This window comes from Bacillus sp. MD-5 (assembly GCF_002201875.1).
In the GTDB taxonomy this organism is placed as follows: domain Bacteria; phylum Bacillota; class Bacilli; order Bacillales; family Bacillaceae; genus Bacillus; species Bacillus stercoris.
In genome coordinates this window covers 430,045-451,337 of sequence record NZ_CP021911.1, presented here as the reverse complement: position 1 = coordinate 451,337, position 21,293 = coordinate 430,045, and the positions used below count along the sequence as shown (strand labels likewise).

General features: G+C 43.5%; 20 protein-coding genes, 1 pseudogene and 1 riboswitch. Of the genes and pseudogenes, 8 read left to right on the top strand and 13 right to left on the bottom strand.

Translation table 11 applies throughout. The features are described 5' to 3' along the window. Window positions 1-134: 134 nt before the first annotated feature. The 4 genes from gmuD to CDO84_RS02215 are packed head-to-tail and all read right to left on the bottom strand — an operon-like array spanning window position 135 to window position 3,540. Window positions 135-1,532: a 6-phospho-beta-glucosidase GmuD gene (gmuD, locus tag CDO84_RS02230; RefSeq protein WP_040084017.1), complete on the bottom strand. Its 1,398-nt coding sequence runs from the start codon at window positions 1,530-1,532 to the stop codon at window positions 135-137. Between the two features lie 17 nt (window positions 1,533-1,549). Next, window positions 1,550-2,878 carry a PTS cellobiose transporter subunit IIC gene (gene celB / locus CDO84_RS02225; protein WP_040084020.1) on the bottom strand — a complete coding sequence of 443 codons (1,329 nt, stop codon included), beginning with the start codon at window positions 2,876-2,878 and terminating at the stop codon, window positions 1,550-1,552. 18 nt (window positions 2,879-2,896) lie between these two features. Then, the gene (locus CDO84_RS02220; protein ID WP_040084022.1) at window positions 2,897-3,229 is read right to left on the bottom strand and encodes a PTS sugar transporter subunit IIA; all 333 of its coding nucleotides are present in this window, start codon (window positions 3,227-3,229) and stop codon (window positions 2,897-2,899) included. After that, window positions 3,229-3,540, bottom strand: coding sequence for a PTS sugar transporter subunit IIB (locus tag CDO84_RS02215; RefSeq protein ID WP_014475989.1), 312 nt, complete (start codon window positions 3,538-3,540; stop codon window positions 3,229-3,231). Before CDO84_RS02215 ends, CDO84_RS02220 begins: the two co-directional genes overlap by 1 nt. Before the next feature lie 175 nt (window positions 3,541-3,715). Then, window positions 3,716-3,815: riboswitch (purine riboswitch) on the top strand. A 55-nt stretch (window positions 3,816-3,870) separates the two neighbouring features. On the opposite strand from CDO84_RS02215, the gene pbuE reads away from it, so the two are divergent. Then, a complete protein-coding gene (gene pbuE, locus CDO84_RS02210; RefSeq protein ID WP_014662995.1) occupies window positions 3,871-5,037 on the top strand; it encodes a purine transporter PbuE in 1,167 nt (388 codons plus the stop codon). A 13-nt stretch (window positions 5,038-5,050) separates the two neighbouring features. On the opposite strand, the gene CDO84_RS02205 is transcribed toward pbuE, so the two are convergent. Beyond that, complete coding sequence (locus CDO84_RS02205) at window positions 5,051-5,671, bottom strand: YdhK family protein (RefSeq protein WP_082033065.1); 621 nt, start codon at window positions 5,669-5,671, stop codon at window positions 5,051-5,053. A gap of 145 nt (window positions 5,672-5,816) precedes the next feature. Further along, entirely contained in the window at window positions 5,817-6,794 is a 978-nt protein-coding gene (locus tag CDO84_RS02200; protein WP_040084026.1) for an HD domain-containing protein, read from the bottom strand. A gap of 81 nt (window positions 6,795-6,875) precedes the next feature. On the opposite strand from CDO84_RS02200, the gene CDO84_RS02195 reads away from it, so the two are divergent. Beyond that, window positions 6,876-7,355, top strand: a complete 480-nt coding sequence (locus tag CDO84_RS02195) for a GNAT family N-acetyltransferase (protein ID WP_040084028.1) — start codon at window positions 6,876-6,878, stop codon at window positions 7,353-7,355. 17 nt (window positions 7,356-7,372) lie between these two features. After that, window positions 7,373-7,858, top strand: coding sequence for a YdhH/YoaO family protein (locus CDO84_RS02190; protein WP_040084029.1), 486 nt, complete (start codon window positions 7,373-7,375; stop codon window positions 7,856-7,858). Between the two features lie 93 nt (window positions 7,859-7,951). On the opposite strand, the gene fra is transcribed toward CDO84_RS02190, so the two are convergent. Further along, window positions 7,952-8,323, bottom strand: coding sequence for an iron chaperone frataxin (gene fra, locus CDO84_RS02185; protein WP_040084030.1), 372 nt, complete (start codon window positions 8,321-8,323; stop codon window positions 7,952-7,954). 326 nt (window positions 8,324-8,649) lie between these two features. Between fra and phoB the strand changes: the two genes are divergently transcribed. Together phoB and CDO84_RS02175 are read left to right on the top strand one after the other, a co-directional pair. Next, entirely contained in the window at window positions 8,650-10,038 is a 1,389-nt protein-coding gene (gene phoB / locus CDO84_RS02180) for an alkaline phosphatase family protein (protein WP_082033066.1), read from the top strand. A 65-nt stretch (window positions 10,039-10,103) separates the two neighbouring features. Then, window positions 10,104-10,808, top strand: a complete 705-nt coding sequence (locus CDO84_RS02175; protein WP_040084032.1) for a membrane lipoprotein lipid attachment site-containing protein — start codon at window positions 10,104-10,106, stop codon at window positions 10,806-10,808. 38 nt (window positions 10,809-10,846) lie between these two features. On the opposite strand, the gene CDO84_RS02170 is transcribed toward CDO84_RS02175, so the two are convergent. The 3 genes from CDO84_RS02170 to CDO84_RS02160 all read right to left on the bottom strand — a co-directional run bounded on the left by CDO84_RS02170 (window position 10,847) and on the right by CDO84_RS02160 (window position 14,255). Further along, window positions 10,847-12,034: a macrolide family glycosyltransferase gene (locus CDO84_RS02170; RefSeq protein ID WP_040084034.1), complete on the bottom strand. Its 1,188-nt coding sequence runs from the start codon at window positions 12,032-12,034 to the stop codon at window positions 10,847-10,849. A gap of 158 nt (window positions 12,035-12,192) precedes the next feature. Continuing rightward, a complete protein-coding gene (locus CDO84_RS02165) occupies window positions 12,193-13,455 on the bottom strand; it encodes a glycoside hydrolase family 18 protein (RefSeq protein ID WP_040084036.1) in 1,263 nt (420 codons plus the stop codon). Between the two features lie 125 nt (window positions 13,456-13,580). After that, on the bottom strand, window positions 13,581-14,255 hold the full coding sequence (locus CDO84_RS02160; protein ID WP_003234129.1) for a GntR family transcriptional regulator: 675 nt from the start codon (window positions 14,253-14,255) through the stop codon (window positions 13,581-13,583). Window positions 14,256-14,501: 246 nt separating this feature from the next. Here CDO84_RS02160 and CDO84_RS02155 point away from each other — a divergent pair, with 246 nt between their 5' ends. Continuing rightward, window positions 14,502-15,239 (top strand): sulfite exporter TauE/SafE family protein, encoded by a 738-nt coding sequence (locus CDO84_RS02155; RefSeq protein WP_040084037.1) that lies wholly within the window; start codon window positions 14,502-14,504, stop codon window positions 15,237-15,239. Between the two features lie 35 nt (window positions 15,240-15,274). On the opposite strand, the gene CDO84_RS02150 is transcribed toward CDO84_RS02155, so the two are convergent. Beyond that, window positions 15,275-16,483: a Bcr/CflA family efflux MFS transporter gene (locus tag CDO84_RS02150; protein ID WP_040084038.1), complete on the bottom strand. Its 1,209-nt coding sequence runs from the start codon at window positions 16,481-16,483 to the stop codon at window positions 15,275-15,277. A 310-nt stretch (window positions 16,484-16,793) separates the two neighbouring features. On the opposite strand from CDO84_RS02150, the pseudogene CDO84_RS02145 reads away from it, so the two are divergent. Together CDO84_RS02145 and CDO84_RS02140 are read left to right on the top strand one after the other, a co-directional pair. Further along, window positions 16,794-17,287 (top strand): annotated as a pseudogene (locus CDO84_RS02145) (MarR family transcriptional regulator). A gap of 15 nt (window positions 17,288-17,302) precedes the next feature. Next, the gene (locus CDO84_RS02140) at window positions 17,303-17,932 is read left to right on the top strand and encodes a nitroreductase family protein (protein WP_014662981.1); all 630 of its coding nucleotides are present in this window, start codon (window positions 17,303-17,305) and stop codon (window positions 17,930-17,932) included. Between the two features lie 161 nt (window positions 17,933-18,093). Here the strand turns inward: CDO84_RS02140 and CDO84_RS02135 are convergent, their stop codons facing one another. Both CDO84_RS02135 and CDO84_RS02130 read right to left on the bottom strand, forming a co-directional pair. Next, complete coding sequence (locus CDO84_RS02135) at window positions 18,094-20,751, bottom strand: MMPL family transporter (RefSeq protein WP_040084040.1); 2,658 nt, start codon at window positions 20,749-20,751, stop codon at window positions 18,094-18,096. Next, the gene (locus CDO84_RS02130) at window positions 20,748-21,206 is read right to left on the bottom strand and encodes a MarR family transcriptional regulator (protein WP_040084379.1); all 459 of its coding nucleotides are present in this window, start codon (window positions 21,204-21,206) and stop codon (window positions 20,748-20,750) included. The genes CDO84_RS02135 and CDO84_RS02130 overlap by 4 nt, the downstream gene beginning before the upstream one ends. Window positions 21,207-21,293 lie beyond the last annotated feature (87 nt).

Genomic DNA, 21,293 nt, shown 5'->3' with positions numbered 1-21,293 from the left:
CAGCTGTTAGAGTCTGATATCACATAAGCTTTTACGGATATCATAAGTTCTTTTCCCTATTTCATCAATGTTGCGGCTGTTCGTCATCTCTATTCATCATGATGATTGCCGGAAGACCTTGACCTTAAGAAAATCTAGAAACCGTTTTGCTCAGCAACCGTTTTGAACCATTTTCCGCTCTTTTTGACGGTTCTTTCTCCGTCTTTCTCGAGATTGACTGATACAAACCCGTATCGGTTTTTATAGGCATTTGTCCAAGACCAGTTGTCCATGAACGTCCATAAGTGATAGCCCTTTACGTTCGATCCTTCCTGCATGGCGCGGTGAATCCATTTAAGGTGCTCTTTTATAAATTCAATCCGGTAATCATCCTGAATCATGCCTTGTTCATCCCTGAAGCGCTCTTCGCCTTCAACTCCCATGCCGTTTTCAGAGATAAAACACTCGATGTTCCCGTAGTTTTCTTTTAAATTGACCAAAATATCATAAATGCCTTTTTCATAGATCTCCCAGCCCCGATGCGGATTCATTTTGCGGCCCGGCATGACGTAAGGATCAAAATACCTGTCCGGCAAAAAAGGAGCGTCGGGATTCGGAAGATGTTCTTTTGCTTTCACACGTCTCGGCTGGTAATAATTCACTCCCAACAGGTCAACCGTGTTCTTTTTGATGATGTCAAGATCTTCAGGGTTGTAATCAGGCATAAAGCCTTCATTCTTCAAAATGTCAACCAGCTCTTTCGGAAACTCGCCTTTGACAGATGGGTCTAAAAAGGATCTGTTAAAAAACGCGTCTGCGATTTCCCCGGCTTTCACATCCGCCGGATGGCTGCTTCTCGGGTATGATGGGGTCAAATTTAAAATGATGCCGATTTTTCCGTCCTGTTCCATCTCCCTGTAAGCCTGAATCGCGCGGGCACTTGACAGCATCGTATGAAATCCGACCTGGACAGCCTCTTTAAAGTCGACCTTGTTTGGATAATGAAAATCATATAAGTAGCCGCCTTCTACGGGAACGATTGGTTCATTATGCGTGAACCATTTTTTCACTCTGCCGCCAAACAAACGGAAGCACGTTCTTGCATAGTTTTCATAAGCGTCAACCGTCTCTCTGTTTACCCAGCCGCCGATTTTTTGAAGCGCCATCGGCATATCGAAATGAAACAAATTGACAAAAGGTTCAATTCCGTTAGCGATCAACTCATCAATGACATTGTTATAGAAATTTACGGCTTTATCGTTGATCTCGCCTGTTCCGTCTGGTATGAAACGCGACCAGGAAATCGACATCCGGAACGAGTTGTGGCCAAGCTCCTTCATCAGCCTGATATCTTCTTTATAATTGTCGTAAAATTGGGATGTGGCTGCTGGTCCGACATGGTCAAAAAAACGATGCGGTTCTTTCTCAAACCAATAATCCCATATATTCTGCCCTTTTCCGTCTCTGTCGGCGGCACCCTCCGTTTGTGTTGCTGAAGCGGATGATCCCCACCAAAAATCTTTAGGAAAACGATATTGTTCTGTTTGTGCCAAGTCTCTCTCCCCTTATGTCACATTTTAATGCTGTTATCATTTTGCTGAGCAGCTGTTTCCTGCACAGCCTGTTCTTTTTCTTTTGCCAGATTTAATTTATCCATTGCTTTTAGGAACGGAAACCAAATCACGAAGACAATCAGCAGATTGATAAGCTGCATCACGCCCCCCATAATCGAGTTCGTCGCCATGATGCCATTAATGAATAATGGAACCGTCCACGGCACCGTCACACCAGTCGGAGGCGGAACGAGCCCGGCTGACATAGCCAGATAGGTGACGAGCGTAACAACCATCGGCGCCAGCACCCAAGGCACAATAATGATCGGATTCATGACAATCGGAAGCCCGAAGATAATCGGTTCGTTTACGTTAAAAATACCGGGAGCGAGGCCAAGTTTTGATACTTGCTTCATCTGCCTGCTTTTCATGAAGATGAGAATGGTAAACACAATCGCAAGCGTCATCCCCGTTCCGCCCATCCCTACTGTATAAATCTCCATAAACGGTTTTGAAATAATATGAGGAATTTCTTTTCCCGCCGTGTAAGCTGAAAGATTTTCTACCTGCAATGTATTCCAAATCGGGTCCATTACGGAGTTGATAATGATCTGTCCATGCAGTCCGAAAAACCAAAGAATTTGAATGAAAAACACGGCAATCAGCGTCGGAATGATACCGCTTCCAAGTCCGACAAGCGGAGCCTGAATCGCGTGATAAATGACGTCGTGCATATTTGTTTTGAAAAACAGAGTCACCATTACGTTAATCAGCAAAAATACGGTCAATGTGATAAAAGCCGGAATAAGTGCGGCAAATGATTTTGCTACAGCAGGCGGAACACCGGCTGGCATTTTGATTGTCAGGTTTTTCTGAACGATTCTTCTGTAGATTTCACCAGAAAGAAATGCCGTAATCATGCCAAGAAACATCCCTTTTGCACCGAGACGGTCGACAGGGATAACCCCTGTAATGGCATCTCCTGTTTCCGGCTGAACGATAAATGGCGTTAAGAGCAAAAAGGAAACCAAAGCGATCGCTCCGCCAAATACAGCTTCGACCTGATAGCTTTTTGACAGGTAATAGCCTATCCCGAACACAACAAAGACAGACATAATGCCCATAGTCGCCGTGGAGGCAATGCCGAAATGAGACTGAAACGATGTAAGCATTGAGGTGTTCATGATTTTGTTTAGAAACGGCAAATTCGTTAACACGACAAAAATGGACCCGAATATCGTCAGCGGGAAAGCCAGCATAAATGCATCACGCAGCACTTGCAAATAACGGTTATTGTTTAACCTACCTGCAATTGGAACAAGGAATTGGCTGATTTTCTCGAACACCCTATCCACCCCGATTATTTATAGATTCTTGGTTTTAAAGAGATCAAGCATCTCTTTCACTAATTCTTTCATGGATAATGTTGACATCAGGTGATCCTCCGCATGCATAAGCAGCAATGAGAAAGCTGCTGCTTCTCCGCCGGATTCCTTCTGTATCATTTGAAAGTGAATGTCATGGGCCGCGGATAAATCCTGCTCCGCCTTGGCAATGAGGGCATCCGCCTCATCCTTGTTCCCTTCTTTATAGGCGCGCAGTGATTGTATGATGCAGCTGCGGGCATTTCCGCTGTGCAGGATTAGCTGAAAACTGATTTGCTCGTCTGTTAAATTCGTGATTTTCATCTGTTCCATTATTGATTCACCATTAAGGACAATGCCTGCTCATACGCTTTTTTCCCATCTGCCATTCCGTAGGCCATCATGTCAATGACTTCAACTCGAATGTTGTATTGATCCGCCTCTTTTTGGAGTTCGCTTTTCAGAAAGCTCATTTGCGGACCAATCAAAACGGCATCCGCTTTTCTCATGTCTTCTTTTGCCTTATCTTGGCCAACAGCCCAAATCTCTGCTTCCTCACCGATAGACTGTGCGTATTCCTTCATTTTTGTCACCAATAAACTGGTAGACATTCCTGAACTGCACGCAAGTAATATTTTTTTCAACTGCTATCCCCCCTGTATTTAAAACGCTTACATAGATTATTATAGACATTTAATTTTAAATGTCTATACTTTTATAAAATAAATATAATCATATTTTTGTACGGTTCATCGTTTTGTAAATTTTTCTATGGAAGATTCATTCATAATGTGTTACACTCATCAACGGAAACGAATCAATTAAATAGCTATTATCACTTGTATAACCTCAATAATATGGTTTGAGGGTGTCTACCAGGAACCGTAAAATCCTGATTACAAAATTTGTTTATGACATTTTTTGTAATCAGGATTTTTTTTATTTATCAAAACATTTAAGTAAAGGAGTTTGTTATGAATTTCAAAGTTTTCCTGCTTGCAGCTTCTACGATTGCAGTCGGATTGGTTGAGTTAATTGTGGGAGGGATTCTTCCTCAGATCGCAAATGATTTAGACATTTCCATTGTTTCAGCCGGACAGCTGATCAGTGTATTTGCGCTGGGATATGCAGTATCTGGGCCTTTGCTTTTGGCATTGACTGCGAAGGTTGAGCGGAAGCGCTTATATTTAATTGCTTTATTTGTTTTCTTCCTTAGCAATCTTGTCGCCTACTTCAGCCCTAATTTTGCAACACTGATGGTATCCAGGGTATTGGCGGCGATGAGTACAGGGCTGATTGTTGTACTTTCTTTAACGATTGCTCCGAAAATTGTAGCGCCTGAATACAGAGCCCGCGCAATCGGAATTATTTTTATGGGATTCAGCTCCGCGATCGCATTGGGCGTGCCGCTCGGAATCTTAATCAGCGATTCTTTCGGATGGCGGATTTTGTTCCTTGGCATCGGCCTGTTGGCGCTGGTCTCCATGCTGATTATTTCAATCTTCTTTGAAAGAATACCAGCAGAGAAAATGATTCCTTTCCGGGAACAGCTCAAGACGGTTGGCAATCTGAAAATCGCGAGTTCACATCTCGTCACGATGTTTACATTGGCTGGGCATTATACACTATACGCCTACTTCGCTCCGTTTTTAGAAGAAACTCTTCATCTGAGTTCTTTCTGGGTCAGCATTTGTTATTTCCTTTTCGGGATATCCGCTGTATGCGGAGGCCCTTTCGGAGGAGCGCTTTCAGACCGGCTTGGTTCCTTTAAGAGCATTTTGCTGGTAACCGGTTCCTTTGCCATCATTATGTTCTTACTGCCGCTGTCTACATCGTCTATGATTTTCTTTTTGCCTGTCATGGTCATTTGGGGTCTTCTGAGCTGGAGCCTCGCCCCCGCTCAGCAAAGCTATTTAATTGAAATTGCACCAGATTCCTCTGACATTCAGCAAAGCTTTAACACATCGGCCCTCCAGGTCGGAATTGCCCTTGGCTCAGCCATTGGCGGTGTTGTTTTGGATCAGACGGGTACTGTGGTGTCAACGGCATGGTGCGGCGGATCGATTGTGATCATCGCTGTCCTGTTTGCTTTCATTTCTTTAACAAGACCTGTTCAGACAGCAAAAAAATCCTCCTTGTAAAAGGAGGATTTTTTTATGATTTAGCTGAAAGCTCATCTTCGGTGACCCATTTGTGGTTTTTCACTTTTTCGCCGCTTGTTGTCGATGTATAGTCAACCATGTATACAGTTGTTTTTTCCGCGGAGTCGATCTCAGCTGTTGCTCCTTTCATGCCTTTCATATGAGAAGCCTCTAAAATCGCCTGATCTCCGGGTTGTAACGTTTTATCTCCGGCATCTTTGATTTCTTCTTGGATGACCCATTTGTGATGATCCACGCGCTGTCCCCCGTTTGTCGGAGTATAAGAGACAACATACGCCGTTGTATCGTAGGCGCCTGTCACTGTGGCTTCGGCACCTTTCATGCCTTTCATATGGGAAGCCTTGATGATTACTTGGCTGCCTACTTTGTATTTTGGATTTTTAGATTCCTGTAATCCCTCTGGAACGTCAGCTGATCCGGAATGGTCCATCTCTTCATGTGTTGAGGAGTCTGAATGATTGTCATGTGTGCTTTGTTTCGTACTGTTGTTATTACCGCATGCTGATAAAACAAAAACAAGAGATAACATCAGAATTCCCAGTGCATTTTTAGAGATTTTCATGTTCATTCTCCTTTGCTTCATTTTTTTACTGTAACTATTGCCCGCAGACAATGAAAAATAACATGCCCTCTCAATAATACTATACCCCCGAACGGTATGTAAATGCGCTGATGTTCTCATAAAACGTTCCCGCAGTTTGTCCTATTCCCCTCAACTTGTAAAGCCAAACATAAAAAAAGCCGCTGTCAGGCGGCAATTACTGATTTAAGATTTTGATATACACACCTTTTTTTGCTTTTTGATAGGCGGCCTCACCCATTTTCCTCACCTGTTCAGAAGCATCTGAGGATTTGATCCATTTGTCATCGTGAAAAATGGATGGGTCGATAAGACGCATTTTCTTCTTTAAATGGAAATCGTACTGGATGTCATCTTCTATTACTTGTATGCCTGGTTGAATGGATGTAAGCAAGCTCAGAACTTCTTCATTTTTTGATGACCACAGGATGTTCAGTACCTCTTGATCCGTTTTCAGCAGATCCTTTGCGGATATGACATGATGCCGCAGCGCTGCTTTCAACGCTCGCGCTAAATATTCATATCCATATACATTCACGGGATCTAAAAAGAAATCAATCACTTCTTTGTAATACACACCGACAAACCATTCGGCGGCTTCGATACCGTCCGGAAACATCCTTCCGTTTCTCACAATAAGATGATCCAAAAAGGTTTGCGCTTCGTGCAGACTAATGTGCCCATATCGGTACATATCACGCAGCGTATAGTCTATCCGATCAGCACACAGCTCCGGTGCAGGCTGTTCGAGCAACGTCCATCTTGAATCGTCAAATAAAAGTTCTTCGCTTTGATAGCCGTATTTTTGTAAAATGTCCGGGATTTCAGAGTGAACAATAACTTGTTGATAGATGTTTTCATGATAGTCTTCGGCTTGAGTTTCAAAAACAATGTCGGCCACATGCGAAAAAGCCGTGTGTGATACATCATGGAGCAGGCCTGCAATCTGCTCTTCTATCGTTCCTCCGAGCTTTTTGATGAGGAGCATCACGCCGATGGAGTGCTCATACCTGGTCACATTCCACTTTCGATTGACTAAAAAGCTTGCTCCGCCTTGATAGATTCCTTTTAATCTTTGCATCGGAGCGCTTTTGATAAGTTCTTCCAGCACTCCGTCTATATGGTGCTGCCCGTAAATAACATCGTTGATTTCCATGCCGTCACCTCAACGTCTATTTTCTTAGTGTTCATTTTATTGTATATATTGATCGTATACTTTCAATAGAGGAGTGTTACGATGATCATCATCCCAAACAATGAGATAGCGAAACAGATGTTGACCGATTTTTTTGCCAAGCATTGGGGTACACCCGAGATGGCGATTTCCAGCGGCATTTTTCGGTGTGATGAAATAGATGGATTTGCCGCCGTAAATGAGAGCGGCGAAATCATTGGCTGCATTACATACACACTAGATGGGAAAGACTGTGAAATTATTTCATTAGATAGTATGATTGAAAATAAAGGAATCGGCACAGCTTTACTTCAGCAGGTTGAAGCGACAGCTAAGCATGCACATTGTCAGCGAATAAAGCTTATCACAACAAATGATAATGTACATGCGATGGCGTTTTATCAAAAGAGAGGCTATCAATTCGCTGCAGTGTTTCCAAACGCAGTTGAAAAAGCGCGGAGACTCAAGCCGGCGATTCCCGTGATAGCTGAAAACGGCATTTTGATTCGGGATGAAATTCTTTTGTTGAAGGTAATAGATTAAACGAATAGGAGTCTTTTATGTCCAGTCATTATAAATACCCTCTCATTTTCACGGCATTTCTACTCATCGCTTTCTGCCTAATCTTTTTTTCCTATCGCCTGATTCATCATGTGCGTTTGGAGTATCCGAATTGGCAGGGAGAAAGCAAAGATCAGAATTGGGAAGCTGTTTTCAAAAAAAATGAAGATGCACCGAATGAATACAGCGGCGAACTTTATTGGATCGGCGATTCAAATGAAACAGCCGACACTTATTTGGAATCACTGATTGTAAAAAAGGATAATGAGGTTCTGCTGAATTCTAACACAGAAATTCCAATGCGTGACTATTCCGGTGGCACTTTTCGTGATGGAAGCGCAAAAGAAAAGTCTGTTTCTTTTTTAGAGCGGTTAGATGAACATGAGCTTGAAGGCCATGATATAACCATTGAAGTGAAATGGAAGCAAGGCGATCATTATTCTGCGAGTCAGCTTACGCTCCATGAAAAGACCTTGTTTGAGTAAAAGCAGCAATAGATGATCAAAATTTAAAAAAAGACAAATGAAAAGGCGTAGCATATTTTAAACAGCTAATATGTTATGCCTTTTCTACTTTTTTCATTTCCGCCAAAAAGTGGAGCAGTCCGCCTTATCCAGAATATTAAACTCAATCATTTTCTCAAGTAGCGTGTAATCAACTGGACCGTTCCAGGGGATACGTATTAGCTGCTCGGTGTGGTCATATCCGGCCTTCACAATATCATCCTTTACGTGCGCTATCGTTACTTTTTCAGGAGCGACAGCTAAATGCTTTTTAGAAACACTAAAACCAATAATAAATGTACCGTGATCCGTAAACATCGGTTGGTTCCATTTTATTTCTGTATGTAAATTTGGATATTTATTTTTTATCCAAGTCAACACCTCATCGGTTCTATCGCGGTGGAACGGGTCATCAATCCCTTCTATATACTCAGAAAAAACATCCATGTTGCTCCCTCCTAAATTAAATGATGCCGTAAAGAGAAGTTCGTTAAAAGAATCCTGATTGTTCAAGATGTAAGCGGATTGTTTCTAAGGGACGATATCAGTTGTCAGTCCGTCTACCTACGTCCAGTATCCATACCTTCAATTTATTTCTTTAGTACTATCGCTCTCTCCTTCTAAAACTTCTCATAAAAGAATAATCATTATATAAGGGTCTCAGTTTATTATTCTTGTAAACCCAATCTTTAAAATCGATTAATACCAGCTTAACAGTTTAAAAATATAATTGGGTTGTCATTGAGATTTAACTATTTTAGGAGGTTATCCAGTTGAAAAAATTCCCGAAGAAATTACTGCCTATCGCAGTTCTATCATCGATTGCGTTCAGCAGCTTAGCCGGCGGCAGTGTGCCTGAAGCCAGCGCCCAGGAAAAGAAAAAGGGGAACCAAGACGAAATTAAGAATGTTATTGTTCTGATTGGTGATGGTATGGGTGTGTCTTATACGTCTGCTTATCGATACTTAAAGGATAATAAAAAGACAAAAGCTGTGGAGCCTACTGCTTTTGATCAGTATCTTGTCGGCCAGCAAACAACTTACCCCGATGATCCAGAACAAAATGTAACGGATTCTGCAGCGGCGGCAACGGCTATGTCTGCGGGAATTAAAACATACAATAATGCCATAGCCGTGGATAATGACGGGTCAGAGGCCAAAACGGTGCTTGAAGCTGCGAAAGAAAAAGGAAAAGCAACAGGACTTGTGGCTACTTCAGAAATTACACACGCCACTCCGGCCTCTTTCGGGTCACACGACCACAGCCGAAAAAATATGAACTCAATTGCAGATGATTATTTTGATGAAATGGTCAACGGCAAGCACAAAATTGATGTTCTTCTAGGCGGAGGAAAGAGCAATTTTGACCGTAAGGACCGTAATTTGATCAAGGAATTCAAAAAAGCGGGATACAGCTATGTGGATAACCGGAAAGACATGCTGAAAAATAAAGACAGCCAAGTTCTCGGCCTATTCGCTGACGGCGGCCTGCCTAAAAAGATTGACCGGACGAAGGATATTCCTTCACTTAAAGATATGACAAACACAGCGATTAAAAAGTTAAACAAGGATAAAGACGGATTCTTCCTCATGGTGGAAGGCAGCCAAATTGACTGGGCGGGCCATGACAATGATATCGTCGGCGCCATGAGCGAGATGGAAGACTTCGAACAAGCTTATAAGGCGGCTATTGATTTCGCCAAAAAAGACAAGCACACATTGGTTGTGGCAACGGCTGATCACTCAACCGGCGGATATTCCATCGGTGCGGACGGCATCTACAATTGGTTCAGTGAACCCATTAAAGCCGCAAAGCGCACACCTGACTTTATGGCAGAAAAGATCGCTGACGGCGCGAATGTTGAAAAAACGTTAAAAACATATATCGATCAAAAGAAATTGGCTTTAACAAAATCCGAAATTCAATCGGTTGAAGAAGCGGCCAAATCGAAGGAAGTGCTGGATATCGATAACGCCATCGAAAACATTTTCAATAAACGCTCTCACACTGGATGGACAACAGGGGGCCATACCGGTGAAGATGTTCCCGTCTATGCGTACGGTCCGTCTAGTGAGACATTTGCCGGCCAAATCGATAATACAGAAATCGCCAAAAATGTCTTCAAGGCTTTACAATACAACATTAAGATTCACGATAAGTAAAAGAATACAAGATGTCCCGTTGCTTGTATGAAGTAACGGGATCTCTTTTTAATGGAGGAATTATCATGAGAAGAATTCTTTCAATTTTGGTTTTTGCCATCATGCTTGCGGGCTGCTCATCAAACGCTAGTACTGAAAAACAGCATGCAGGCGGGGAGAAAACAGTAAAAGCCGAGCCGCAAAGCACTTCATCCCAGAAGGACAGTACAGATGATTATCAGCCTAATTCCCAGGTAACTGATGACCGGTCATTGCTTAAGGTCGGCCAAACGTTTTCGGATGATAAGGGAAAAGCTGTCTTAAAAGATATCAAACCAGTGAACAAAACCTATAAGATTGGCGACGTGGAGTTAACGGTAGAAGAGATGAAGCTGATCCACTTGCGCCCGGACTACAGCATGATTGATTATTTTCATGAGTTAACACATGATGAAGAGTTCGATTTCGTTAAGGTTTTCGTTGATATTAAGAACACCTCTTCAAAAAAAGTAAATGTTGCGCCGATTGCCTTGATGAAAACAAATACAGGCGAAACCTTTGATTGGAACAAAGATATTTATCTTGAAGAGTTAAACGGCGAATTGGAAGGCGGCGCCGAAAAGTCCGGTAATCTCGGCTTTATTGTGAACGCATCAAGCGGCCATGCTCATGATAAAGAAGCAGATCAGAAGAAAGCAGAGATCAAGTGGATCGAAATCACGACAAGCGACGTCTTTGACCATAACCATAAGAAAATCAGTGATGCTCAAAAGATCAAAATCAAGTTTTAAATGAAGAACTCCCGTACAAGGTACGGGAGTTCTTTTTCTTATCTGTTTTTTTGGCGAATCAATTCATCAATCCGCTCCATCACTTCTTCCATCTCCATGCACTCTTTGAAGCTTTGATTGATTTTTTTAATGCCTGCCGTATACTGATCGTTGTGTAAAACCTCATCTACAGCCTGTTTTAATAGTTGGACATTGACTTCATCTTTAGAGACGACATAGCCTGCTTGGAGTTCAGAGAGACGCTGCGCCACCATCGGCTGGTCCTTGTCATGAGGCATGACAACCAGTGGCACGCTGAAATGAATCCCTTCGTTTACGCTGTTCATTCCGCCGTGTGTAATGAAAACATCCGATTGCTCCAGCACTTCCAGCTGAGGGACATACGGAGCAATGATAAAGTTTTCCGGGGCCTGCTTTAATTTGGTCAAGTTCGCTTTTTCTCCAGCAGCGATGACGACTTTTCCGTTAAAGGCGGAAAATGCATCGATACAAAGGTTGAAGAATTCCTCTGTATGATCCAGTACAGTCCCCATTGAAATATAAATGACCTTTTCATCTTTTAACTGTTCTATCGGGAAATCTGTTTTTTCCGCTCTCTTTGGAAAGCTTGGGCCGATAAACAGACACTCGTCCCCGAAACGATCACTTTCCGGCTGAAAATAACGGCTTGTATACACTACGTTCAATTCCCCTTTATTGTTCATGAATTGAACCAGGTTTTTCGGGGCAACACCGTACGTTTCTTTCATTTTTGCCAAAAGGTCTTCGCACTCTTGATCCAATTCAAGCGGCGCTCCAGACTCCGGATGCAGCGGCAGGATTTTCAGATGCTCCTCGCCAAACAGGAAAGACGCCGATGAAGAGACTCCTGGAATATCTAAGTAATCCCTCACCAATTCCCCCGCGCCGAATTTATCATAATAAACAAAATCAAATTGAATGCTCTTAGATAAATCTTTGACAATCTGTAAAATGTCCAATGACGTTTTGATATGGATTTTGACGAATTCAAGAATGCCATTGGGCGAACCGACATGAATAGGTGTTGTTCTCAGCAGATCCCTGTGAAGATGGACAGTTGCTCCCGCTGCTTCTAAACGTTTTTTATATTTTTCAGTGGAGATATAATGGACATCATATCCCTTATCGGAAAACGCTTTTGTAATGCCTAAGGTAGGATTCACATGGCCTTCCGCAGGAAAATTCAAAATCAATACTGTCTTCATGTAGACAACTCCCTCTCAAATCGTATTCTGAATCTTTGTTTGATCAGACTACTACTAATCGTAAGATGGGAACACAACTCATGCAAGGGACAAATGAATGAACTAATCTGCTGCTCTGGATGTAATCAAAAAAAGACACCCCAGCTGTGGTGTCTTTTTTACACTTTTCTGATCGTAAAAAATTTCCGCAGAAGCCATGGGCCCGGTGTAAAGCCCAGCGTTAACTGCCAAGCGCCAATAGCCTGCAGTCTGTATTCGCGGACGATCTGCATCTTCCGGCTCATGCTTCTGACATCCTCAAACCATACCTCATGCGTTCGTCCCTGCTGATCACTGTACCGGAAAAATGGTGATTGATATTCGGTAGAATATTGTATCGGAGCTTGGTACCTCATCGCTCTTTCGATTGCGTTTTGATTTGAAATCGCTGAAGCAACTGTACCCGGCTGATACGGGATGATCCAGTCGTACCCGTAGAGCGGGACTCCGATAATGATTTTTCTGCTCGGCACCTGTGCAATCGTAAACTCAATGGTTCTCCTTATTTCAGTAATCGGCGCTACAGGGCCCGGCTCACTTCCCGCATGATGCCAATCATAAGCCATGATAAACATATAATTGACAACCGATCCTATCCCCCCGTAATCGTAGCCTCTCAGCCATGGAATATTATCGCTTGTTTTTGCCGGAACAGCTATCGTCAGCACATACCCTCCCGCCTGAAGGCGATCTCTCAGCTGGCGCAAAAAGCCAGTGAAAAGATCGCGGTCCGCGGCGCTCACCTGTTCAAAATCAATTGTAACACCCCCATATCCCCTTGTAGAAACTAAGTTATAAATGTTGTTGACCAGATTGGTTCTCGCTGTCGGATTGTTCAGCACTTGGTGAACAATTTCCGTACTGAAGCCTCCTGATGTAAGGTTCGTTATTGTTGCCAGCGGCGTGACTCGCCTTTGCCAAGTTGTCTCGATAGCAGCCGCATCATTTAATTGGTTTGCAATATCGCCGTTAGGTGCAATACGATATTCAAAAATCGAAATTGAAGACGAGTATGGCGCATAATCATTGATTAGCTCCCGATCAAGGTCAGGATTTCGGAGCACGTAAAAACTTAATGTTCCCGCAATGTAATTTGAGATCGAAGGAATCGTTATTTTTGATCCCGCTTGTAAAGCATTTGGGCTGATGCCCGGATTGGCTGCCCGCAGGCGCTCTAATGGAACAAGCGCTTTTGCCGCAATGGTTGTAAGCGTGTCTCCCGGCTGGACTGTATATACATAAAGAGGGATAAGCAGAGCCTGCCCCGGCACGATATTCGTTTCATCTAAACCATTCACACCCCTTATTTGATCAACAGAAGCACCGTATCTTCTGCCTATCGAAAACAAAGAATCACCAGGCCCGACGATATGGATAAACATGTTTAACCCCCATTATTCGTTAGTCAAACCATCATAAAATCTTATTAACGGGGCCGCTTAAATATGTGGTGAATGCATAAAAAAATACCAAGGGTTCTGCTTCCCCTTGGTACCGGATCATACAATCAATTCTCTTTTCCTTCTTCAAGCACATGCTTCAAATGCTCACAGTCATGATTAAAATGAGCCAGCACATGCTGTTTGGCTGCTTCTTTGTTTTTCTTTTTCACTTCTTCAAATATCCTGCGGTGCTCACGTAGTATCGTTTCTGCACGATGGTCGCCGGTATAATTAAGGATTCTGCAAAAGTGAATCAGATCATTTACATGCTCAAGCAAATTTTTCAAATGTCGGTTATGGCTGAAATCAACAAGCAGCTCATGAAATTTTTGGTTTAAACGAATGATTTCCGTATCTTCCGTGCCGTTGTGAATCGCTTTCTCTGTTTCTTCAAGCTGCTTTTCAAGTATGGTCAGCTCTTCTTCATCCGCTTCGTCTATGACCAATTCGACTGCCAGCTGCTCGAGCGGAATTCTGATTTTATAAATCTCATCTACATCTTTTGCCGTTAATGACGTGATCGAAAAGCCATTTCGGTCATCCGCTTTTAACAAACCATCTTTCTCAAGCAATCGCATGGCTTCCCTTATCGGAGAGCGGCTGACGCCAAAGCTTTTGGCCAGCTGTGTTTCGTTTATCCGTTCCCCAGGCTTAAAAGTCCCGTTAAAGATCATTTTTTTCAGCTGATTATAAAATTGCAGGTAGTAGGGAGTCGGCTTATCTAATTTAAAATCGTCCATATATAATACCTCTTCTGAATATATTCAAGGGCTTTTCTTCATCAAAATCATATAACAGATGGTAATGGGAAGCAACAAACTGCCTTGTCAGATCCCAGAATTTGAGGTACGATATGTTTGCTGAACGACGGTCGACGGACTACTGACAACTAGAAAACCGGCGTGTTTTTTCGTCAATAGGACACGATACCTCCGCCAGAATAGCGCACGATTACATTTTTACATCTTTTCAATGGAGGAAAAAATATGCTCATTATTCTTGTTATGTTTCTTCTCGGAATTATTTTAGGCTTTATTGGCGCCGGTGGAGCGGGCTTTGTCATTGCTCTTTTAACGCTGCTTTTTCATATCCCGATCCATACGGCTTTAGGCACTTCTCTCGCCGGCATGGCTTTCACCAGCTTATCAGGGGCATACAGCCACTATCGCGAGGGCAACATCCAAATGAAAATCGGCTTAATAGTCGGAGGCTTTGCTGCGGTTGGCTCATTTTTCGGCGCCAAGCTGACATCTTTTATTCCGGCTGATTTGCTTCATTATTTGACGGCTGGAATGTTATTTTTATCAGCGATTCTTATTTTAATCAGATTATTTATTTTAAAAGAGAAGGCTCAAATGAATCAAAGCACTCTTTCAACGTATACGAGAGCGGTTATCTTAGGAATTGCAGCAGGTGTACTTTCCGGCACATTCGGCATTGGGTCGGCACCTTTTATTCAAATCGGGTTAATGATTATGCTGAATCTGTCCATCCGCCATTCTGTCGGAACGACGATGCTTGTGATCATCCCTCTGGCTGTTGGTGGAGGCATCGGATATATCACCGAAGGTTTCGTCGATTATGTATTGCTGATTAAAGTTCTGGTCGGAACAATGTGCGGTGCCTATGTAGGCGCCAAATTCACCAACCTCATGCCAAAGGTGGTTTTGAAATCAGCCATCTTTTTGACTCCGGCGATTGCGGGTCTGCTCTTGTTATTCTAAATAAAACAAAAAACCTGACGTCATGTCAGGTTTTTTTATGAATTCTGCCCTACTCGTTCTTTCGTCAATCCAAAAAACGCCAGTGAGCCGATGACAGCTGTCACAAACATAATCGCTCCCATCGGAACGGCTGTTGTCTCATTAATGCCAACAAGCGGTGACACAATCGAACCAAGGAGCAGCGGAAGCATTCCAAGCAGTGCACTTGCACTTCCGGCGCGGTGCCCCTGCTTTTCCATGGCCAGGGTGAACGTGCTGGTCAGAACCATGCCGATCGTAATCATGTAAATGAAAATGGATATGACTAATGTGGCAAGAGGACCGTGAATGATGGTCATGGTTAATAGCACAGCCGTCGCAATCATAGCCGTAATGACCGCCATGCGAAGCAGGCTTTTTTCGTGAATGATTCCGCCGAAGCGCCCGATGATAAAGCTGCCTGATATAATGGCCAGGCCGTTAATGCCGAAAAGGATACTAAATACCTGCGGAGACACCCCGTAGATATCCTGGTATACAAAAGGCGTACCGGACACATATGCAAAGCTTCCTCCGTGAATAAACCCGACAGTTAACGCGTACCCCATAAAGGACCGATCCTTCAGCAGGCTGCCCATCGTTTTGACGGATGTTCCGATTGAGCTTGGAATCCGTTTTTTCGGCGGAAGCGTTTCTTTTAACCTCAATGCAATCAGAAGAACCAGCAAAAATCCAATGATCATTAGGACATGAAAAATTGTATGCCACGTTGCGAACGGCAAAAGCAAAATGGCACCGCCTGTCATAGGCGCAACCATCGGCGCCACGGCGGTAATCACCATGAGCAGCGAGAAAAATTTAGAAAGCTCTCTTCCGGTAAACACATCGCGGACGATTGCGCGAGACAGGACAAGCCCTGCGGAAGCAGTGAATCCCTGTAAAAAACGCGCAGCCACTAAAGTTGTAATATTGGGCGACAGTGCACAAAACAGAGAGGATAACGCAAATAAAAAAATACAGATTAATAGCGGTTTTCGCCTTCCCTGCGCATCACTGACCGGCCCGACAATCAGCTGGCCGATCGTAAGTCCGACCAGACAGGCTGTTAAACTTAACTGAACAAGTGAAGCACTCGCTGATAAATCTTCCGCGATTTCAGGAAAACTTGGCAAATACATATCTATATTAAGCGGGCCCAATATAGCAAGCATGCCGAGCAGAAACGCCAGTGCCAAGCGTTCTTTTCCAGTTGGATTGTGCTGCATGTTATCAAACCTTCCCTTCAACCTAATCCCTTATATAATGGATGTCAGCTCCAATAATGGATTGAAGCTGTGAAACATTTGTATATTGTATCATAACTTTCAACCTATGAAAGCCGCTTGAGTACTGGCTCGGCAAAGCGATATTTCAAACACCTCAAAAGGGAATGGGCCGGGGAATCATCGTGATCAGCGCCATCTGAAGAAACGGCCAGCTTTTTTTGCTAAGCTCTAGCCTAGCGAGTTTTATATACTGGAAATTTTTAAAAAAACGCAAATGACTTGCAAGATGAAATCAATCGTTGTATATTAATTGACGTGTCAATCATTGATATATCAATTAATAATTTTGACAGGAAGAAGGGATGGGTTTTGGCGTCATTTTGTTCAGAGGAAGCCGAGATTTTATATCAGCTGCAAGGCGTGAACAAGGTGATTGGTGTGAAGTTCGAGGCATGCACGGGCATCAGCCAATCTCGTTTGGAATTGCTGACATTGCTTTATCATGCAGATGAGATCAGTCAAAGCGACCTTCAAAAGAAAGTAAATATCGATAGCGCAGCCGTTACCAGACATCTGAAACAGCTGGAAGCCAAAGGCATGGTGTCAAGACGGCGCAAGCCTGAGGACAATCGCATCACCCTTGTTCGGCTTACAGATCAGGGAAGAGAGCGAATCGAGTCTTCTAAGAAAGAAAAGGAGCGTTTCATGAAGGAAATGCTCGCAAATGTAAGCGCAGAAGAGCGCCGCCTGCTCATTGATGTGCTGGGGCGCATGCGGAACAACATAAACAATATTGAAGCATAAGAGGAGTGTATCAACATGATCAAAACAAACGATTTTATGGAAATTATGAAAGGCCGCCGTTCGATTCGCAACTATGATCCGACAGTGAAAATCAGCAAAGAAGAGATGACAGAAATCTTAGAGGAAGCAACAACTGCGCCATCTTCTGTTAACGCGCAGCCATGGCGTTTTCTTGTCATTGACAGCCCGGAAGGAAAAGAAAAGCTCGCACCGCTCGCAAGCTTTAACCAAACACAAGTCACAACATCATCTGCTGTCATCGCTGTATTTGCAGACATGAACAATGATGACTACTTAGAAGAAATCTATTCTAAAGCCGTTGAACTCGGTTATATGCCGCAGGAGGTCAAAGACAGACAAATCGCCGCGCTGACCGCTCATTTTGAAAAGCTTCCGGCACAGGTGAACCGCGAAACGATCCTGATTGACGGAGGCCTCGTTTCCATGCAGCTGATGCTGACTGCACGCGCGCACGGCTACGATACAAACCCGATCGGCGGATACGATAAAGAAAACATCGCGGAAACCTTCGGATTGGATAAAGAACGTTATGTACCGGTCATGCTGCTTTCTATCGGAAAAGCAGCAGACGAAGGCTATGCTTCCTACCGCCTGCCGATTGATACAATTGCAGAATGGAAATAAAACAAAGAGCCCAGGAATGTTTTCCGGGCTCTTTAATTTTAAGTATAGCCGCCGTTCGATCGTCTGACCTTTTGGTTAACATGTCTGAAGTTAACCCTTGATTTGATTTTGTCGTTTAGTCATGAAAAAAGAGTGATGACCACTCATCACTCTTCTTTCTATTATTCTTTTATTTTCTTCCTGCCGAACGGCCACCAGTTTCCTTCTCCGAAGGTCGCAATGATTGCCGGAATAAAGAGCGGAAGAATGACAAGGCCATATAGCAAGAGCCCGATAATGATAACACTTGCCACCTGCATTAGCGTATTGACGCCTGAAGGCATCATCGCCGCGAACGTACCGGCCAGTATAATGGCAGCTGTAATAATGACAGATCCCATTTTGCTCATTGACCTGACAACACCTTGCTGAATGCCAAGGTGCACCTCTTCCTTAAATCGATCCAGCAAGAAGATCGAATAATCTACCCCTAATGCGATTAAGATAACAAAGCTGAAAAATGGTACTGCCCAGCTGACGCCGGCGTTTCCTAAGCCGTTTACAAAAATCAATTCTGTGATAGATATGGACGTATAGTACGTCAGCAGCAGTGACGCGATCATATAAATCGGCATGATCATGGAGCGGAACAAAATGGTTAACACGACAAACAGGCCTATAATCATGATCACCATCGTTCTGGAGAAGTCCGTTGTGGACAGCTCTTTTAAGTCCGCATTCATACTCGTGACTCCGCCGTACACGATCTGGGCATCCTCCAGAGGAGTGCCATCAACTTCGTTTGCGATAGCTTTTTTGATTTGGTTGATTGTCGTAATAGCTTGTTCTGAGTACGGATTTGAATCCAGAACGACGCTTAATTGAACACCTTTTCCGTCTGCAAAGGAATATTGGTCAATTGACTTCTTAAAGTCTTTGTCCTTCATTACTTGACCAGGAATGAATATGCCTGTATCTCTTACAGTTGGACTTTTGCTCATGTCCTCTAACATATCACTGGAAGCTGTAATGCCGTCAGAGACTTTCGTCAGGCCTTCATTTGCGCTCTTCACGCCTTCTGACAGCTTCTTCAGGCTTTCTGTCAATGTTCCGGCTTGTGCCTGCTGGCCTGAGAGCTGCTGGTTTGCTTGTTCAAGGCCGGTTTGAATCTGGCCAAGCTGTCCGCTGATTGCTGTAAGCTGCTGCACGGTCTGTGCGGTATTTCCAGTTTGGGAAATCTGTTTGCTCACGAGCTGCAGCTGCTGATTGATTTTGCCCAAACCATCTGCGGCATCACCCAGTGAACCGCCAGAGCCGCTATTTGAAGCCGAGCCGGTTTGCCCTGCCATTTGATTCAGGCCGTTTTCTATATCTGTTAATCCGTTTTGGACATCGGCAATCCCTTTTACCGTCTTATCCAGCCCGTCTGAAACCGACCCTAGCTGGTTATCAATATATAAATCTTTGATTTTTTTACCAGTCGGCTGCGTGATGGTCATGACAGAGTCAACATGATCGACTTTCTCGATCGCTTTGCTGATATTCCCGAGATAAGGGATTGTATCAGCTGTTGTGAGATCTTTGTCTCCTTTTACGACAACGTTGATCGGGAATGCTTTTCCTTCCCCGAATCCGTCCTTGATGGCCTCGAGAGCTTTGATTGATTGATAATCACTGCTGATTTCCGCAGTTGAATCGAATGATATCTGGTCATCATAGGTCAAGATGAACGGAAGCGTAATCACCACCGTGATGGCAATGAACAGAAACGGACGCGCAACGGAGTGTCTGCCAAGAAACGCCCATAATTTGTTGTCACTGTGCGACAGCACTTTCTTTGATGGCCAGAATAATTTTTCACCCAGTGTCACCATAAATAATGGCAGCAGTGTATAGAGAATGATCATTAAGATTCCCACACCGACCGCTACTCCTACGGCGGATTGGAAAATCGCAAACTTCGCAAATCCTAACGCGGAAAATCCGATTAATACCGCGAATCCGCTGATGAATAAGGTTTTTCCCCCTGTGCGGTAAGCGATAAGCGCCGCTTCTTTTTTGTCATGCCCGTTTGCCAATTCTTCACGGAATCGTGTAAGCAGCAGAATACAGTAATCTGTTCCAATGCCGAACAGAATCGCGACTAAGAAGGTTTGCGTAAACGTCGAGATAGGAAAATCAACATAGTATACAAGGATGCCAAGTATGGATTGACTGATCAGATAAGAAAAACCCACTGCTACAATCGGTATAAAAGGCGTCACAACAGATCGGAACACGATCAGCAGTAAACCGATGATCAGGCAGACTGTGATCACTTCCGTTTTCTTAAGCCCTTCCTCTGAGCTGTGAGCGAAATCCTGATTAATAAGGGAAGCTCCCGTAATATATGCCGTCAAATCATCGGGAACGATTTGATAAATCTCGTCCGCGATTTTTTCCGCCTTTTTATCAGAACCTGTAATCGTGACAGGAATGAGAACGGTTTTCTTGTCTTTCGACATCAACTGGTCTTTGACTTCTTTTTCCGCTGACAGAGGAGATGTTACCTCTTCTACACCGTCGATCTTTTTGATTTTATCGATCATTGTCCGGAGCTGATCCTCTGTTTCTTTCTTTAAAGCGTGGTCTAATGTAAAGACAACACTGATCGAATTATTGTCTTCTCCCGCTTGTTTTAAAATGGCATTTGCCCTTTCTGAAACAGCATTAGCGGGAAGCTGGGCCTGCCCCTTTTGATTGGCCAGCTCCGTTAAGTTCGGAGAAAATAAACTCAATACGACGGTAAGCGCTAATATAATGGCTGCAATTGCCCACTTGAATTTGATGATGGCTCTCATTCGGCAGAATCTCCTCCTTTAAATTTGCTTTTTAAAATGGTGAATATCTCTATGATGGAATTTACGTGTTCCTCATCTATATCATCGATCAGCTCTTTGAGCGCGTTAAAGATGGCGGAATCTAATTCTTCGAGAATTTTTTCACCGCTGGTTGTGATGTTAATAAGCTTAGAGCGCTTATCACTTTTTGCCGGACAGTCATCCCATTCAACCCATCCTTTATCGAGCAGCTTTTTCAGCCTGTTAGAGATGGCGCTCTTATGTACATTTTGATACATGGCCAGACTGCCGGGAGAGGTTGGGCCCTTGACCTTTAAAATTTTTAACAGGTCTGCCTGTTCTCTGGAGATATGCTTGAAGACATCCTGATTGATTTCACGATGCACAAACTCTGTCCCTTCAAGCAGGACTTCCACAAACAGGTTTATCGCCTGACATAGCTTTTGTTCATTCAACATCTTCCCCTCCTCATTGTAGTTTACCCTGCTAAACTTTATGATTAATGTTAATTAGTTTATTCCTCTAAACTATATCTGTCAACA

Excerpts from the sequence above, each read along its gene's own strand:
- CDO84_RS02195 (WP_040084028.1), top strand. The coding sequence starts at position 6,876 with ATGATCATCATCCCAAACAATGAGATAGCGAAACAGATGTTGACCGAT.
- CDO84_RS02165 (WP_040084036.1), bottom strand. The coding sequence starts at position 13,455 with ATGTTTATCCATATCGTCGGGCCTGGTGATTCTTTGTTTTCGATAGGC.
- CDO84_RS02170 (WP_040084034.1), bottom strand. The coding sequence starts at position 12,034 with ATGAAGACAGTATTGATTTTGAATTTTCCTGCGGAAGGCCATGTGAAT.
- CDO84_RS02140 (WP_014662981.1), top strand. The coding sequence starts at position 17,303 with ATGATCAAAACAAACGATTTTATGGAAATTATGAAAGGCCGCCGTTCG.
- CDO84_RS02155 (WP_040084037.1), top strand. The coding sequence starts at position 14,502 with ATGCTCATTATTCTTGTTATGTTTCTTCTCGGAATTATTTTAGGCTTT.
- pbuE (WP_014662995.1), top strand. The coding sequence starts at position 3,871 with ATGAATTTCAAAGTTTTCCTGCTTGCAGCTTCTACGATTGCAGTCGGA.
- CDO84_RS02150 (WP_040084038.1), bottom strand. The coding sequence starts at position 16,483 with ATGCAGCACAATCCAACTGGAAAAGAACGCTTGGCACTGGCGTTTCTG.
- CDO84_RS02160 (WP_003234129.1), bottom strand. The coding sequence starts at position 14,255 with ATGGACGATTTTAAATTAGATAAGCCGACTCCCTACTACCTGCAATTT.
- CDO84_RS02220 (WP_040084022.1), bottom strand. The coding sequence starts at position 3,229 with ATGGAACAGATGAAAATCACGAATTTAACAGACGAGCAAATCAGTTTT.
- fra (WP_040084030.1), bottom strand. The coding sequence starts at position 8,323 with ATGGATGTTTTTTCTGAGTATATAGAAGGGATTGATGACCCGTTCCAC.
- CDO84_RS02135 (WP_040084040.1), bottom strand. The coding sequence starts at position 20,751 with ATGAGAGCCATCATCAAATTCAAGTGGGCAATTGCAGCCATTATATTA.
- CDO84_RS02175 (WP_040084032.1), top strand. The coding sequence starts at position 10,104 with ATGAGAAGAATTCTTTCAATTTTGGTTTTTGCCATCATGCTTGCGGGC.
- CDO84_RS02190 (WP_040084029.1), top strand. The coding sequence starts at position 7,373 with ATGTCCAGTCATTATAAATACCCTCTCATTTTCACGGCATTTCTACTC.
- CDO84_RS02200 (WP_040084026.1), bottom strand. The coding sequence starts at position 6,794 with ATGGAAATCAACGATGTTATTTACGGGCAGCACCATATAGACGGAGTG.